Consider the following 16,068-nt stretch of genomic DNA (forward strand, 5'->3'; position numbering starts at 1 on the left):
TCTCGCGTTCAAATGGTTTGCTCAGCCCTCTCGATGAGGATTGTGTTAATGACGAGCGCGACGCCGCAAGACGATAATAACGCCATTTTGGCCTGTACCATCAGCCGTGATGTCCAGAACTTCGACCTTTTGATCGAGGATATGGAAGCTGCGCTGGGCGAACGATGGGGTGATCTTGGATTTGCCGAAGCGCTTGCGTTCTTTAGCCAACCCGAAGCCAAGACGCTTCAATTTGTAGCGCTGGCGCTGGACGGCGATGATGAAGACAACCTGACACTGATGGGTGAGATCATCACTCAGGCCAAGGAAAAAGGCATCAAGGTTGTCTTGATCGCCGAGGATGTCACCCCTGCCGCATTGCATCAGCTGCTACGCAGAGGTGCGGACGAGTTTGTCCCCTACCCGCTTCCCGAAAATGAACTTCAGGAAGCCATCGATCGTATGCAACAACCCGATCCGGTTGTGGCACCACAAGCAGCGCCCACTGCGACGAACGGCTCCTCGAAAGAAGGGGCGCTTTTTGTCGTGCAGGGCCTGGCAGGTGGTGTCGGTTCTACAACCATGGCGGTCAATCTGGCATGGGAACTTGCAACGGTTTCAGCCAAAGAAGCCCCGAAAGTGTGCCTGATCGATCTGGATCTGCAATACGGCACTGTTTCGACCTATTTGGATCTGCCTCGTCATGAAGCCGTGTTCGAAATGCTCTCAGATACGGATTCGATGGACGAAGACTCCTTTGGACAGGCGCTCCAGACGTTTGAAGAGAAACTGCAAGTTCTAACGGCACCATCTGACATGGTGCCGCTGGACATCATCACGCCTGAGGACATTCAGCGTGTGATCGACACCGCACGCGCGAATTTTGATTATGTCGTCATAGACATGCCAAAAACACTTGTTCACTGGTCAGAAACGGTTCTGCAGGCCGCCCATGTCTATTTTGCGTTGCTTGAGCTGGATATGCGCTCGGCCCAGAACGCATTGCGTCTGAAACGGGCACTGCAGGCCGAAGAATTACCCTTCAACAAACTGCGGTTTGCTATGAACCGGGCTCCTAAATTTACCGATCTCAACGGTAAAAGCCGGGTTAAACGTATGGGTGAAAGTCTGGGTATTTCCATTGATCTGCTTCTGCCCGATGGCGGCAAACCCGTCATGCAAAGCGGCGACCACGGTTTACCGCTGGCAAATTCAGCGGCCAAGAACCCGCTGCGCCGGGAAATCGCCAAATTGGCTCAATCGCTTCATAGCCTTGGCAGTAGTGACGCCGAAGCCGCATAACTCAAAGGGGAGCTGCCGTGTTTTCAAGATACAAAAAACAGCCTTCGGCACAGCCGGTTGAAACCCAGGCGTCGAAAGTCGAGGCCCCGGCAGCAGCAGCTGCGGCACCAGCTGCCAACGCAATTGCGCGCAAGCCGGTCAAGAAAAAGGCGGCAGAAGTTGGTGGAAACGACAAGGAACGCAAGCGCAAGGAACGGCTGGGCGAAATCAAGCTTGAGCTGCACCGCGAGCTTCTTGAAAACCTGAACCTCGCAGCCCTTGAAAAAGCTGAAGAATCAGAACTGCGGACAGAAATCAGCGCGATTGCCAGCGAAGTTCTGGAAGCCCGCAACATCGTTCTGAACCGTGAAGACCGCAGCCAGCTAAACAAAGAGCTTTATGACGAGGTCACTGGCCTCGGGCCGCTGGAAGCGCTGCTACAAGACGACTCGGTCAACGATATTCTGGTCAACGGCCCCCAGCAGATTTTTGTCGAACGGGCCGGTAAGCTAGAGATCAGCGACATCACGTTCAAAGACGAAAAGCACCTGATGCGGATCATCGACAAGATCGTTTCTGCCGTTGGTCGCCGTGTCGATGAATCCAACCCGTATGTTGACGCCCGCTTGGCTGATGGCTCACGTTTCAATGCGATGGTGCCGCCGATCGCGGTGGATGGTTCGCTTGTTTCCATTCGTAAGTTTAAGAAAGACAAGCTCGGCATCGACGATCTGGTCAATTTCGGTGCGTTTACCGAAGAAATGGCAGCCTATCTGCAAGCCGCCGTGTCGACTCGTCTGAATATCATTGTTTCGGGCGGTACCGGTTCCGGTAAAACGACAACGCTGAACGCGCTGTCAAGCTTTATCGACGACGCCGAGCGCATTCTGACCATTGAGGATACTGCGGAACTTCAGCTGCAGCAGACCCATGTGGGTCGGATGGAAAGCCGTCCGCCCAACGTTGAAGGCAAAGGCGAGGTCAGTCCACGCGATTGTTTGAAAAACGCCCTGCGGATGCGCCCCGACCGCATCATCGTGGGCGAGACCCGTGGCGCCGAAGTGATCGATATGCTGCAGGCCATGAATACCGGCCACGACGGATCAATGACCACGATCCACGCGAACTCGGCCCGTGACGGCATCTCGCGTCTTGAAAACATGATCGCCATGGCGGGGATCGAAATGCCGATCAAAGCGGTCCGCAGCCAGATCTCGTCGGCTGTGAATCTGATCGTTCAGGCCAGCCGTCTGCAGGATGGTTCGCGCCGGATGACATCAATCACCGAAATTACCGGCATGGAAGGTGACGTCATCTCGATGCAGGAAATATTTAAATTTCAACGTGTTGGCCTGACCCCCGACAACAAGATCATCGGTCATTTCACCGCCACAGGTGTGCGCAGCCACTATTCCGAGCGCTTCCGTCTGTGGGGCTTCGATCTGCCCGCCTCGATCTACGATCCAACCACGATGTAGGAGAACCAAGATATGCAACTGCCTGTCGAGGCGCTCATCTACATCGTGATTTTCGTCGGGGTCTTTGCCCTGGTCGAAGGTATCTATCTCGTCGCATTCGGAAAATCGATCAGCCTGAACAGCCGCGTCAATCGCAGGCTGGACATGATCGATAAGGGCGTCGGGCGCGAGCAAGTACTGGAGCAGCTGCGCAAGGAAATGCAGCAGCACATGAAGTCGCAGAGCATACCGCTCTACTCGCTATTGGCAGACAAGGCGCAGAAGGCGGCGATCGCCTTCTCTCCTCGGCAGTTGATTGTGATCATGGCGCTGGTTTCAGGGCTGGCTTTTGTAGGTTTGAGCGTAGGAACAGCGACCGAACCGACGCTTCGGGCGGCTCTATCGGTCGCGATCGGGGTCGGAGCGGTGTACGCTTGGGTCAATAACAAAGCCAATAAACGCATGGCCTTGATTGAAGAACAATTGCCCGATGCGGTGGAACTGATGGTTCGGTCACTTCGTGTCGGAAACCCATTTGTTTCTTCGATCCAAATCGTTGCTAACGAGGTCGAGGACCCCCTTGCGACAGAGTTCGGTGTTATCTCGGATGAATCCGCTTATGGCCGGGATGTCGGTGAAGCACTCAAAGATATGGCAGAGCGGCTGGACATGCAGGATTTACGGTTTTTGGCCGTCGCCGTTTCGATCCAGCAACAATCGGGGGGTAACCTTGCCGATATTTTGGCCGGTTTGGCCAAGGTGATCCGCGCACGTTTCCGACTGTTCCGCCGGGTGAACGCTATCACCGCCGAAGCCAAATGGTCGGGCAAATTCCTGTCGGGTTTCCCGGTCGCCTGTCTTCTGTTCATCATGGTTAAGGACCCGAACTACTACGACGCCGTAATCGACGATCCGCTTTTCATTCCGGCATGTTTCTTTGTCGGCATCACGCTGACCCTGAACCTGATCGTCATGCGTATCCTGACCGACATTAAGGTTTAAGAGGCCCAAAGATGGAATTTTTGAACCAGATCAATGAGCTGTTGAAGCAGAACTTGGGTGAATTCGGTCCGCTGATTGTCGTGGGCGTTTTGGGATTGTTCATGATCCTGGTCACAATCCCGCTGATGCTGAACCAGCCGGAAGACCCACTAAAGAAGTTGCAGCGGTCAAATTCACCGCCAAAAAACAACAAGAAAGAAAAGAAAGAGCGTCTCAGAACAGCCAGCCGGAACGAACAGCTTGAGAAGTTCGCCAACTTTCTAGAACCAAAGAACGAAGAAGAGTATACCGCCGTTCAACTCAAGTTGAGGCAAGCCGGCTATCAGTCCAAGGACGCGGTTCGTTTCTATCACTTCGCTCAGTTCGCATTGGGCATAATCGGGATCCTGATCGGCGTCTCGCTGGTTACCGTGTTTGCGGGCGATCAGGAATTTGACTCGACACAAATCCTCATTCGCGTTCTGGGACCTGGTATTGCGGGTTACTTCGTGCCCAAATACTGGATCACGCGGCGCGTAGAGGAACGCAAGGAAGCGATCGTAAATGGTTTCCCTGATACGCTCGATCTGATGTTGGTATGCGTCGAGGCCGGGCAGTCCTTGGATCAGGCCATTGTACGGGTCGCGTCTGAGATGAAAGCATCTTACCCAGACATCGCGCTTGAGTTCGAGGTTGTCGCCTACGAAATGAAAGCCGGTAAAGAAAAGGACACCGTTTTGCGCGACTTCGCGACGCGATGCGGCGTTCAGGACGTTAGTGCGTTCGTCACCGTGATGATCCAATCAGCGACATTCGGGACATCCATTGCCGAAGCGTTGCGGGTTTATGCCGATGAAATGCGTGACAAACGCGTGATGCGCGCCGAAGAGGCAGCGAATAAGTTGCCAACCAAAATGACGCTTGCGACAATGATGTTGACCGTCCCTCCTCTGCTGGTCATCCTTGTTGGACCTTCGGCAAAAGGTATTATGGAGTTTGGAAACCGATAACGCCTTCCCGCTTCTTCGCTGGGTTGCCAAATCAGGTTGTTGGCACCTTCGTATGACAATTCCGGCCGCCATGGTTTTCACCATGGTGGCCTCTTGCACTGAAACAGGCGCGACAGACGATCCGTTTGCCCCTGGCGTCGATCCTGATGGGCCTGCGGTAGATGAGGTGACGGTCGGAAACCGATTGATGGCGGCGGGCGAATATGAGCTTGCACTTGAATCCTTCACCCGTGCCGCGTTGCAACAGGGTATGACCCCGCAAATCCTGACTTCGCTTGGGACAGCTAATTTGGGATTGCGCCGGATTGGCCAAGCTGAACCGCTATTGCGTCGTGCTGTCGAGGACGATCCCGAGTGGCCTGTGGCATGGAACAACCTGGGTGTCTTCTTGGTGGAAACGGGCGAATATGCCGAAGCCGCGCAGATGTTCCGCAGAGCCTATGCGCTGGACAATGGCGAAAGTGACGCAATCCGCGACAATCTGCGGTTAGCACTCGCAAAAATGGAAAATCCTGTTAATAATACCCCTCAAGAACAAGAATTTGAACTGGAGCAGCGCGGCAACGGGCAATTTGTTCTGCGTAAAATCCAGTAATAGAGGCAGAGCAGTAAAGGACGCACAAAAATGCGCCAACCCTTCTTGATTCCGACGATGCTGGCGTGCGGGCTGGTTTTGGCCGCCTGCGCAAAGGAAACCGAAGAGGAAAAGGTTGAACGTACTTTTCAGGAAGTGAACGTTATCGACGAGACCAACCTGAATGACGTGATGCTGAATGCGGCCGATCCCAATGAGGCGGTGACCTATTTCCAAAGTGCGGCCGCCAAGAACCCCGACCGCATCGACCTGCAACGAGGACTAGCGATCACGCTGACCCGTGCCAAGCGCAGCACTGAAGCTTCCGCCGCGTGGAAACGAGTGCTGAGCATGAAAGGGGCCAACAACGCCGACCGTGTCGAATACGCTGATGCGCAGATTCGCAGCGGCAACTGGGACGGCGCAAAGGCGACATTGGACAAGATCCCCCCTACATATGAAACCTTTAAACGGTATCGGCTTGAAGCGCTGGTGGCAGATGCCAAAAAAGACTGGAATCGCGCCGACCATTATTACGAAACCGCAGTGGGCCTGACGACCCGCCCTGCCGGAGTCATGAACAACTGGGGCTATTCCAAACTGACGCGCGGGCAATATGCGGAAGCTGAGCGGCTGTTTACCGACGCGATTCGGCAGGACAATTCTATGTTTACCGCCAAAAACAACCTTGTTCTGGCGCGCAGCGCACAGGGCAACTACAGCGTTCCTGTCGTCCCAATGACGCAGACCGAACGGGCGAAACTGTTGAACACCATGGCCATTTCAGCCGTGAAACAGGGGAATATCAACCTGGCCAAGAACCTCTATCGCGAGGCGATTTCCACCCACCCGCAGCATTATGACGAGGCGGTCCGCTCGCTTCGGGCCCTTGAGGACGCCTGATCCATGATCATACCAGCGGCAGCGGCGGCGTGGTTACTACCTTTTGTTCTGCCGATCTGTTTCTACGTTGCCTTTACGGATATGCGTGAGATGCGGATCAAGAACCACGCGGTCATCGCGCTGGCGGTTGTTTATCTCATCGTCGGGCTTATCGCATTGCCACCGTGGTCCGGTCCGTGGATCCCCGGCAACATCGGGCCGTTAACCCTGACCCTGCCTGTCTACGGATGGCAGCTGCTTCACATGGTTGTCGTTCTTGTTATCGGCATCGTGCTAAATGCAGCTGGGGTGATGGGGGCCGGAGACGCGAAGTTCTGCGCCGCTGCCGCAGCGTTTGTCTGGGTCGGTGACCTGATGTGGGTCATGGTGATTCTGACGGCAACTCTGCTGGGAGCGTTCTTTGCCCACCGGTTGGCGAAATACACCCGGCTGCGCCAGATCGCACCACATTGGGAAAGCTGGGATCGCGGCAAACAGTTCCCTATGGGTCTGACGCTGGCTGGCAGCCTCGTTGTTTATTTGATTTTGGGCATAATCCACGGATCGTGAACAATCATCAGCGCGCCTTGCCCGCGCCTTTGTCCTGCCACAAATCCGCGCCAAATTCTTCCAAAGCGGCCCCGCAAGGGCCTTTTGCGTGATTTTTGGATGGACGAGCCCCGCTCATGAATATGCAGACCTCCTCTGTGATTGCCCCCCCTGCCCCTAAAGGCCTGGGAGAAATGCAACTTCCGCTGGTGATGATGCGGGACATTCTGTTGAAGACCGTCTTTCGCAAGAACGTGGATACGGTCAGCGAAATTGCGGGTGCCATCTGTCTGCCCGGGTCCGTGACACAGGAACTAGTTGATATCGCACGCGAGCAGAAACTGCTTGAAGCGACCGGGACTCTGAACGCCAACTCCGGCAATGAAATGGGCTATCAGCTGACCGATGCAGGCAAGGCCCGGGCGCTGGACGCGTTGAGCCAGTCTGAGTATTTCGGCGCGATGCCCGTGCCGCTCGATGTTTACCGCGAGCAGGTCAAGCGCCAGTCGATCCGCAACATTCAAGTCACCCGCGACCAGCTAACCGGCGCGATGGGCCATCTTGTTCTGCCCGACAGCCTGCTGGATCATCTGGGCCCGGCGGTCAGCGCCGGTCGCTCAATTCTGATGTATGGCCCTCCGGGCAATGGTAAATCCTCGATCTCGAACGGCATTCGTGATGCTTTGGGGGACAACGTCTATGTTCCGCGCGCAATCGAATATGCCGGTCAGGTGATTACGGTCTACGACCCGATCGTGCACACCGCGATCGAGCAAGAAGAGGACGATCCCAACAGTCTGCGCCGTCGCAAGCGGTTCGACACTCGCTATGTTCAATGCGAACGCCCCACCGTTGTGACTGGTGGTGAACTGTCACTGAGCATGCTGGATTTGGTCTACAACCCCACCGCGCGTACCTATCAGGCGCCTTTGCAGCTGAAATCCACCGGCGGCATCTTCATCGTGGACGACCTTGGACGTCAGGCAGAGCCCCCTCAGGCCCTGATCAACCGCTGGATTGTTCCGCTTGAAGAAAGCAAGGATATCCTTGGCCTGCAATCGGGTGAGAAGTTCGAAGTACCATTCGACACGCTGGTTATATTTTCGACCAACTTCCACCCGAATGAGATTTTCGACCAAGCGGCCCTGCGCCGGATTTTCTTCAAGATCAAAATCGACGGCCCGAACCAAGAGAATTTCCTGAAGATCTTTGCCATGGTCGCCCGCAAGCGCGGTATGCCACTAGACGAGGCGGCGTTGGTGCATTTGCTGAAGGTCAAATACCCGACCATCAACAACATCTACGCAAACTATCAGCCGATCTTCCTGATCGACCAGATGATCTCAATCTGCGAGTTTGAGGGTATCCCGTATCAGATGAGTCCGGACCTGATCGACCGAGCCTGGGCCAACATGTTCGTGAAGGAAGAAAAGATCATTCACTGATCCCCTTGTCCTGGTTTCCATGGCCTGAGGGCTGCGCTAGGTTTGCCGGATGGTGCAGATTCCCCCGGCAATCCAAAACTGGTTTTCGAACAAAGGCTGGTCGATTCATCCGCATCAGCAGGAAATGTTTGAGCGGGCGAATGATCCCGCGACCCTTCTTATCGCTCCAACTGGTGGCGGCAAAACCATGGCCGGTTTTCTGCCTTCCCTGGCCGAGTTGGCGCAGGGGCAGCATGACGGATTGCACACGCTTTATGTGTCTCCTCTCAAGGCGCTGGCAGCGGATATCAGGCGCAATCTGCGCGTTCCCGTCGAGGAAATCGGCCTGCCAATTCGGATCGAAGATCGCACCGGCGACACATCGGCCACGCAGAAGAAACGCCAGCGCGCCGATCCTCCACATATCCTGCTGACCACGCCCGAAAGTCTGGCGTTACTTACTTCATACGAAGATGCTCCGCGCATGTTTGCTGGGGTCCAGCGCATTGTTGTCGACGAAATACATGCACTTGCAGAAAGCAAACGGGGTGATCAATTGATGCTGGCGCTCGCACGATTGCAGACACTCTGCCCCGATCTGCGCCGCGTAGGCTTGTCCGCCACGGTTGAAGACCCCGAAGGCATCGCACGATTTCTAGCCCGCAATCCCGATCCTTGCCGAGTTATTCAGGCTGATCCCGGCCCTGACCCCGATATCTCGATGCTGCAAACACAAGAGATGCCGCCATGGTCGGGCGGTGGCGCAGCCTATTCCATCCCCGCTGTGATGGAGCAGATCAAAAAGCACAAGACGACACTTATCTTTCACAATACTCGGGCGCAGGCCGAGATTTTCTTTCACAACCTCTGGCTCGCCAACGACGACGCTCTGCCCATCGGCATTCACCACGGCAGCCTGGATCGGCAACAACGCGAACGGGTCGAGGCTGCGATGGTCAGGGGTGATCTGAGGGCAATTGTCTGCACCGGCAGCCTCGATCTGGGGATCGACTGGGGCGATGTGGATCTGGTGATCCAGATCGGCGCGCCGAAGAACGTCAAGCGGCTAGTGCAGCGGATCGGGCGCGCAAATCACCGCTACAATGCCCCTTCCAAAGCTATTCTCGTCCCAGCCAACCGGTTCGAAGTGGTCGAATGTGTTGCTGCACTGGAAGCTGTGCAAGAACATGATCTGGATGGCGACCCCCGCGGGCCAGGACCCAGGGACGTTTTGTGCCAGCATATTCTGATCGCCGCCGCAGCGGGACCGTTTGATGCAGATGCACTCTACGCCGAAATGACGGCTGCCGGGCCTTATGCGCAGATCACCCGTGCTGAATTCGATGCCTGTTTGGAATTCTGCGCCACCGGTGGATATGCCCTGCGAGCCTATGATCGGTGGCAGAGGCTTCAGCAGCGCCCGGATGGAGCCTGGCAATTGCGCGACCCGAGGGCGGCACAGCGTATCCGCATGAACCTTGGCACGATTCAGGACACCGACACGCTGAAGGTTCGGCTTAAGCGCAAACGCGGGGGCAAGCCTCTGGGTGAGGTAGAGGAGGGATTCGCGGCCTCGCTAACCCCTGGTGATACCTTTCTGATCGGTGGTCAGATCGTCCGCTATGAGGGTCTGCGAGAGATGGTGGTCGAGGTCAGCCGCCGCGCTGACCGCAAGCCCAAGATCGCGACCTTTTCGGGTACTAAGTTCGCCACGTCCACCCAGCTGAGCGACCGAATCCTACGGATGTTCGCACAGCCGGATTGGCCTCAACTGCCCGGACATACTGCCGAATGGCTGGGTCTTCAGCGCGAGATATCACGCCTGCCGCAAAGTGACCGCCTGTTGATTGAGAGCTTCCCTGACAGGGGGCGCGAGCATCTATGCGTCTACGGATTTGCCGGCCGCAATGCGCAACAGACGCTGGGCTTGCTGTTGACCAAACGCATGGAGGAAACCGGCCTTGCGCCGCTGGGATTTGTAGCCACTGACTATGCCACCTTAATCTGGGGGCTGGATGCGGTGACCGATCCGCGCCCACTATTTCAGTTGGACGCGCTACGAGAAGGATTGGAGACTTGGCTGGCGGGTAACGCCGTGATGAAACGCACATTTCGTGCTTCGGCCACAATCGCGGGCTTGATCGAACGCAACACTGGTGGGCAGCGCAAGAGTGGTCGGCAGGCGACATTTTCGTCAGATATCCTCTATGACACCTTGCTGAAATACGATCCTGAACATCTGCTGATGCAAATCACCCGCGAAGAGGCCATGCGCGGGTTGGTCGATTTCGGACGGATCGAAGCCATGGTCGCCCGGATCGGAGACCGGATTGACCTGCTGCGGCTAGACCGCGTCTCACCCCTGGCGGCGCCTCTGTTCCTCGAAGTTGGCAAAGTCCCCGTCAAGGGTGAAGCCGAGGAACGCCTGCTTGCGGAAGAAAGTGCCCGTTTACTGCAGGCGGCCGGATTGCAACCGGCATAAACCACTTGCGCAATCCGCAAAATCGTATGAAGAACGGATCATGAACAAGATCGCGTTTTCATTTTCCGGCCAAGACCTGACTGCGCTTGGGTCGGGCGCACTATGGTGGCCGGAACAGGGCTTGCTCTGTGTTTCCGATCTGCATTTAGGCAAATCCGAACGGATCGCCCGCAGAGGCGGCCCGACCTTGCCGCCGTATGACAGCCGCGAAACATTGACCCGATTGGCAAGTGATCTTGCCCGTACCGGTGCCACGACGGTCATCTGTTTGGGGGACAGCTTTGACGATCTCGATGCCTCGGGCGCGTTGGTTGCCGAGGATAGGCAACAGATCACCGCAATGCAGGCTGGTCGACGTTGGATCTGGATCGAGGGGAACCATGACCCCGGCCCGGTAGAAATGGGCGGCACACATCTGTCCGAGTGGGCTTGCCACGATCTAATTTTTCGCCATATCGCCCAGCAAAACAGTGCAGGTGAAGTCTCGGGCCACTACCACCCTAAAGTTAACCTGAATGCCCGAGGGCGCTCGATCACCCGCCCGGCTTTTTTGTTGGATCAATCACGTCTGATCCTTCCAGCTTATGGCGCTTACACAGGGGGGTTGCGCAGTTCAGCAGAGGCTCTGAGCGGCATCATGGCGCCGGATGCGCGGGCAATTCTGACCGGTGCGCAGCCTCAACTCATCCCGATGCCCAGATAGGTTCTAGAGCAACCCGTCGTCCACGAGCTGTTGCTTGTATTTCCTGCTGACAGGAACCTGATCGCCGTTGCTTAGGTGCAAAAAGGATTTTCCCTTTTCTTTTTCGACCCCAACAATCGCCGAATCCACGACCCAGTGTGAACGGTGCGTACAATGGCCTTGTACCGGCTCCATCTCGGCAATCGCGTCGGTAAAGCGCGAGCGGATTGTAAACGTACCATCGGACGTGACCACGTCGACATAGTGATCGCGCACGGTTAACCGATAAACCTGCCCCTCGAAAGTGGCGGGCAAACGATTGAAAAGACGTGGTCTGGGTTCGAATACCGGTGCTGCGGTTTCTTCCCGCTGACGCACCAGCAAAAGTCCGGTGGCGAAGAGAAGACCATAAGGGGCGACTTTCAATATGCCCGGTGCCATCAATCCATTTAGCGTGAACAGAATCCAGGTCAGAAACCACAGTGATGGTGCAAACAATGTCAGGATCAACAGGACGAAGGCAAAATCACGGACCAGCAATCCGGATCGATTTAGCCGTTCGCGTACCAGCTTTCCAGCCGACCAAGTCGCTGCAAGCGCGAGCAGCATAACACCTGTCCAGAACACCATCCGCTGACTGAATGGCAGTGTCATATCCCGAAAGGGGGCAAAGGAATACGCCAATAAAGGAATAAAAACGAGGCCGGCCACTACCCGTTGAAGGCTTATTAACGAGAAGATCGGACTCAGCTTCATCATACCAGGTAACGCACCTCGCCAAAGGTAAAACCATGAAACACGAACAGACAGGATTATAACCCCTTAAACGGCTGGAATAGAAGGATTATCACCGACCGACGCTAGGTCAAGTCAAGATGTAGTTATATAAATATCCTAATCTAATGAAAAAGGCCGGAGAGCTTTTCGCTCTCCGGCCAATTCAATCATTGACCTTGCGCCCGAATTGAACACCGAGGCTGCTATTAAGCAGTCAGACCTTCAGGTTCAGGCAAGCCGTTTGCACGGCAAGCCGCGGTGAGCGTGTTCGCAAGAAGGCAGGCGATCGTCATAGGGCCAACTCCGCCGGGAACAGGGGTAATCGCACCAGCGCGTTCTGCCGCAGTGGCGTAGTCAACGTCGCCAACCAGCTTGTTCTTGCCGTCGCGTTCGATCCGGTTGATGCCGACATCGATCACGGTTGCGCCTTCCTTGATCCAGTCACCCGGAACCATCTCGGGGCGACCAACTGCGGCGACCACAATATCAGCACGGCGTACAACATCGGGAAGATCTTTGGTGCGGCTATGCGCGATGGTCACGGTGCAGCTGTCGCCCAGAAGCAACTGCGCCATCGGCTTACCCACGATGTTCGACCGACCGATCACTACAGCATCCATGCCGGACAAAGAGCCGTGGTGATCGCGCAACATCATCAGACAGCCCAGCGGAGTGCATGGCACCATTGACTTCTGACCTGTTCCCAGCAGGCCCACATTCGAGATGTGGAACCCGTCCACATCCTTTGCCGGATCGATCGTGTTGATCACCAGATCTTCGTTCAGATGCTTGGGCAGCGGCAGTTGCACCAGAATGCCGTGCACCGCAGGGTCATTGTTCAGTTTGTCAATCAGCGCTAGCAGGTCCGCCTCGGACGTGTCCACATCCAGCTTGTGCTCGTACGAGTTCATGCCGACCTCGACGGTCATCTTGCCCTTTGAACGGACATAGACCTGGCTGGCCGGGTCTTCGCCCACCAGAACCACCGCCAGACCGGGGGTGATGCCGTTCTCTTCTTTCAGCTTTGCAACCTGGTCAGCCACCTGCGCGCGCACTTTGGCGGCAAAGGCCTTTCCGTCGATAACCTGCGCTACCATTCTTTGATCCCTTCTTTCACAAAACGGATCGGGCGCACTAGGCGCCCGTTTCTTCAGTCTGGGCCGAGCACGCGTTCTTCGCGGGCAATCGACCAATCAATCAGTATACGCCAGAGCTTTTCGGCAAGATCGGGGTCCATACCCAACTCATCCGAGCTCTTGCGGACGCGCTGCACCACATCTTCGACACGTTCCGGGATGCGGGCGGGCAGGCCCTCGCCGGGTTTCAGCTGCGACGCGCGGTCGATATAGGTTGCGCGCGTTACCAGCAATCCAATCAATTGGCGGTCCAGCTTGTCGATCTGAGGCCGCAATTCCTGCATCGAATGACAGTCTTGCGGAGGTATCAGAGTGGGCATTTTGGTCTCCTGCGGCCCGGGGATATCCCCGGACCACGAGATGTCTTATTTGAGCGCTTAGAACAAGCCCTCGATCTCACCTGCGTCGTTAAGGCAGATGGTTTCGGCTGCCGGTTTGCGCGGCAGACCGGGCATGGTCATGATCTCACCACAGACAACGACGATGAAACCAGCACCGGCGCTCAGGCGCACCTCACGCACCGGAACCGAATGGCCGGTGGGCGCGCCACGCAGGGTTGGGTCGGTCGAGAACGAGTACTGTGTTTTCGCCATGCAGACCGGCAGGTTGCCATAGCCCGCTTCTTCCCATTCGCGCAGTTGGTTGCGGATCTTGTTGTCGGCCAGAACTTCGTCGGCGCGATAGATACGCTTGGCGATAGTTTCGATCTTCTCGAACAGCGGCATGTCGTCTGGGTAGATCGGTGAGAAGTTCGCGGCACCATTTTCGACGATTTCGACAACTTTTTCGGCCAGAGGCGCAGAGCCATCCGAACCCAGCTCCCAGTGACGCGACAGGATCGCTTCAACACCATGCTCGCCGCAGTAGTCCTTGACCGCCTGAACTTCGTCATCGGTGTCGGTGACGAAGTGGTTGATCGCGACAACAACCGGAACACCGAAGGATTTGACATTTTCGATGTGACGACCCAGGTTGGCACAACCTGATTTCACAGCGTCGACGTTTTCTGCGCCCAAGTCAGCCTTGGCCACGCCGCCATTCATTTTCATCGCGCGCACGGTGGCAACCAGTACCACTGCCGACGGAGCAATACCCGCCTTGCGGCACTTAATGTTCATGAACTTCTCGGCACCGAGGTCAGCACCAAAGCCCGCTTCGGTGACAACATAGTCGGCCACTTTCAGAGCGGTTTTGGTTGCGATAACCGAGTTACAGCCGTGCGCGATGTTTGCAAACGGGCCGCCGTGGACGAAGGCCGGGTTGTTTTCCAGCGTCTGCACCAGGTTCGGCTGCATAGCGTCTTTCAGCAGAACCGTCATAGCGCCTTCTGCCTTGATGTCGCGGCAGTAAACCGGGGTCTTGTCGCGGCGGTAAGCAACAATAATGTCGCCCAGACGCTTCTCCAGATCTTTCAAGTCGTTTGCCAAGCAGAGGATCGCCATGACTTCGGACGCCACGGTGATGTCAAAGCCTGCTTCACGCGGGAAACCATTCGACACGCCGCCCAGAGACGCCGTGATCTGACGCAGAGCACGGTCATTCATGTCGACGACGCGGCGCCATGCAACGCGGCGTGTGTCGATTTCCTGCTCGTTACCCCAATAGATATGGTTGTCGATCATCGCCGACAGCAGCGAGTGGGCCGAGGTGATGGCGTGGAAGTCACCTGTGAAGTGCAGGTTCATTTCTTCCATCGGAACAACCTGCGCGTAACCGCCACCTGCGGCGCCGCCCTTCATGCCGAAGTTCGGGCCAAGCGAAGCTTCGCGGATACAGATCATCGCGTTCTTGCCGATGCGGTTCAAGCCGTCGCCCAGACCTACGGTGGTGGTGGTCTTGCCTTCACCTGCGGGAGTTGGGTTGATCGCGGTCACCAGGATCAGTTTGCCGTCTTCGCGGTCCTGTACCGAGTTGATGAAGTCCTGGCTGACTTTGGCCTTGTCATGGCCGTAAGGCAGCAGATCATCGCTGGAGATACCCAGCTTCGCGCCGATTTCCTGAATCGGCTTTTTGTTCGCCTCGCGGGCAATCTCAATGTCGGATTTGTAGCTCATTGGGCAGGGTCCCTGATTGAATTCCGTGCAAAACCGACGCACGGGCGTCGGCGCTGCGCAACATATACTGACGTACACAACTCTGATGGCTAAGGATTCCGACATTTTCATGCCGCGAAACGGCGTTGCGAGAAATCGTAATGCGCAAATCGGAAACGGATTGAACCTATGGGTTCCAAAGGGGCTGATCCGGCACAAACAATTGCATCTTGTCGCCGCGTTTCAGAGCCCCCGGGCGTTCAACCCAAGCCGTTATCCCGCGTCGCCCTTTGGCCGCAGGTTTGAATGCCGCCCCGTAACCAGTGTGATCCGCCTCGATCTCACGGCCCGGAAGAACGCAGGGGGCGTTTTCCATGTCCACAGTGATCGTTAAACCGCTCTCGGCCTGCAACCGCGAAGATGGAGGGATATGAGAGAAATCGGGAATGCCCTTCAGGACAATCGAAGCCCCAAGGTAAGACGGATCAAGCGTTGCCAACTCCATCTCAGCCGCAATATCACCCAATTCCTCTGCCGACAGCACTGACAGTTGCCGCACATTCCGGATCTCGGTGCCCTTTTGATAGAGATTCGCTACTCGAACACAGGACGCCCTATTGAGCCCCTGATGCCGTTCCCCCTGAACGCCATCAAAATTCAGGTCCAAATCGTTGACAGGCTTGGCCCGCAAAGACTGGCCTGCTGGAACATGGCCCAGCCATACCACCTCGGCTGAATATTCTGTTTCACGCAAGAATGGCATGAGGCGCCCCCCTTCAATCACAGGTTAGCAGGCATAATGCCTAGCAAAGCCCTGATGA

Annotated in this window: 15 protein-coding genes; 10 read left to right on the top strand and 5 right to left on the bottom strand. The window is 56.2% G+C overall.

Annotated elements, in window-relative coordinates:
* Window positions 1-48: 48 nt before the first annotated feature.
* From ACR0DE_RS17455 to pdeM, 10 genes are all read left to right on the top strand, one after another.
* A complete protein-coding gene (locus tag ACR0DE_RS17455) occupies window positions 49-1,281 on the top strand; it encodes a CpaE/TadZ family protein (protein WP_170424297.1) in 1,233 nt (410 codons plus the stop codon).
* Between the two features lie 17 nt (window positions 1,282-1,298).
* Window positions 1,299-2,738 (top strand): TadA family conjugal transfer-associated ATPase, encoded by a 1,440-nt coding sequence (locus tag ACR0DE_RS17460; protein ID WP_170564707.1) that lies wholly within the window; start codon window positions 1,299-1,301, stop codon window positions 2,736-2,738.
* A gap of 12 nt (window positions 2,739-2,750) precedes the next feature.
* Window positions 2,751-3,719, top strand: coding sequence for a type II secretion system F family protein (locus ACR0DE_RS17465; RefSeq protein WP_170397358.1), 969 nt, complete (start codon window positions 2,751-2,753; stop codon window positions 3,717-3,719).
* A gap of 11 nt (window positions 3,720-3,730) precedes the next feature.
* The gene (locus tag ACR0DE_RS17470) at window positions 3,731-4,708 is read left to right on the top strand and encodes a type II secretion system F family protein (RefSeq protein ID WP_170397360.1); all 978 of its coding nucleotides are present in this window, start codon (window positions 3,731-3,733) and stop codon (window positions 4,706-4,708) included.
* A 52-nt stretch (window positions 4,709-4,760) separates the two neighbouring features.
* Entirely contained in the window at window positions 4,761-5,303 is a 543-nt protein-coding gene (locus ACR0DE_RS17475) for a tetratricopeptide repeat protein (RefSeq protein ID WP_480503818.1), read from the top strand.
* Between the two features lie 30 nt (window positions 5,304-5,333).
* The gene (locus ACR0DE_RS17480) at window positions 5,334-6,185 is read left to right on the top strand and encodes a tetratricopeptide repeat protein (RefSeq protein WP_170397362.1); all 852 of its coding nucleotides are present in this window, start codon (window positions 5,334-5,336) and stop codon (window positions 6,183-6,185) included.
* Between the two features lie 3 nt (window positions 6,186-6,188).
* On the top strand, window positions 6,189-6,734 hold the full coding sequence (locus ACR0DE_RS17485) for a prepilin peptidase (RefSeq protein WP_480612752.1): 546 nt from the start codon (window positions 6,189-6,191) through the stop codon (window positions 6,732-6,734).
* A 116-nt stretch (window positions 6,735-6,850) separates the two neighbouring features.
* Window positions 6,851-8,158 carry an ATPase gene (locus tag ACR0DE_RS17490; RefSeq protein ID WP_170397365.1) on the top strand — a complete coding sequence of 436 codons (1,308 nt, stop codon included), beginning with the start codon at window positions 6,851-6,853 and terminating at the stop codon, window positions 8,156-8,158.
* Between the two features lie 49 nt (window positions 8,159-8,207).
* A complete protein-coding gene (locus ACR0DE_RS17495) occupies window positions 8,208-10,619 on the top strand; it encodes a ligase-associated DNA damage response DEXH box helicase (protein WP_480754469.1) in 2,412 nt (803 codons plus the stop codon).
* Between the two features lie 40 nt (window positions 10,620-10,659).
* Complete coding sequence (gene pdeM, locus ACR0DE_RS17500) at window positions 10,660-11,322, top strand: ligase-associated DNA damage response endonuclease PdeM (RefSeq protein ID WP_480754470.1); 663 nt, start codon at window positions 10,660-10,662, stop codon at window positions 11,320-11,322.
* Between the two features lie 3 nt (window positions 11,323-11,325).
* On the opposite strand, the gene ACR0DE_RS17505 is transcribed toward pdeM, so the two are convergent.
* The 5 genes from ACR0DE_RS17505 to ACR0DE_RS17525 form a co-directional block, all read right to left on the bottom strand.
* Window positions 11,326-12,060, bottom strand: a complete 735-nt coding sequence (locus tag ACR0DE_RS17505) for a LytTR family DNA-binding domain-containing protein (RefSeq protein WP_170397371.1) — start codon at window positions 12,058-12,060, stop codon at window positions 11,326-11,328.
* Window positions 12,061-12,284: 224 nt separating this feature from the next.
* Window positions 12,285-13,175, bottom strand: coding sequence for a bifunctional methylenetetrahydrofolate dehydrogenase/methenyltetrahydrofolate cyclohydrolase FolD (gene folD, locus ACR0DE_RS17510; RefSeq protein WP_170612115.1), 891 nt, complete (start codon window positions 13,173-13,175; stop codon window positions 12,285-12,287).
* Window positions 13,176-13,228: 53 nt separating this feature from the next.
* Window positions 13,229-13,534 carry a chorismate mutase gene (locus ACR0DE_RS17515; protein ID WP_170404363.1) on the bottom strand — a complete coding sequence of 102 codons (306 nt, stop codon included), beginning with the start codon at window positions 13,532-13,534 and terminating at the stop codon, window positions 13,229-13,231.
* A gap of 57 nt (window positions 13,535-13,591) precedes the next feature.
* Complete coding sequence (locus ACR0DE_RS17520) at window positions 13,592-15,268, bottom strand: formate--tetrahydrofolate ligase (RefSeq protein ID WP_170404366.1); 1,677 nt, start codon at window positions 15,266-15,268, stop codon at window positions 13,592-13,594.
* A 166-nt stretch (window positions 15,269-15,434) separates the two neighbouring features.
* On the bottom strand, window positions 15,435-16,010 hold the full coding sequence (locus ACR0DE_RS17525; protein WP_170511399.1) for an MOSC domain-containing protein: 576 nt from the start codon (window positions 16,008-16,010) through the stop codon (window positions 15,435-15,437).
* Window positions 16,011-16,068: the final 58 nt, after the last annotated feature.

Source organism: Ruegeria sp. C10, from assembly GCF_056537805.1.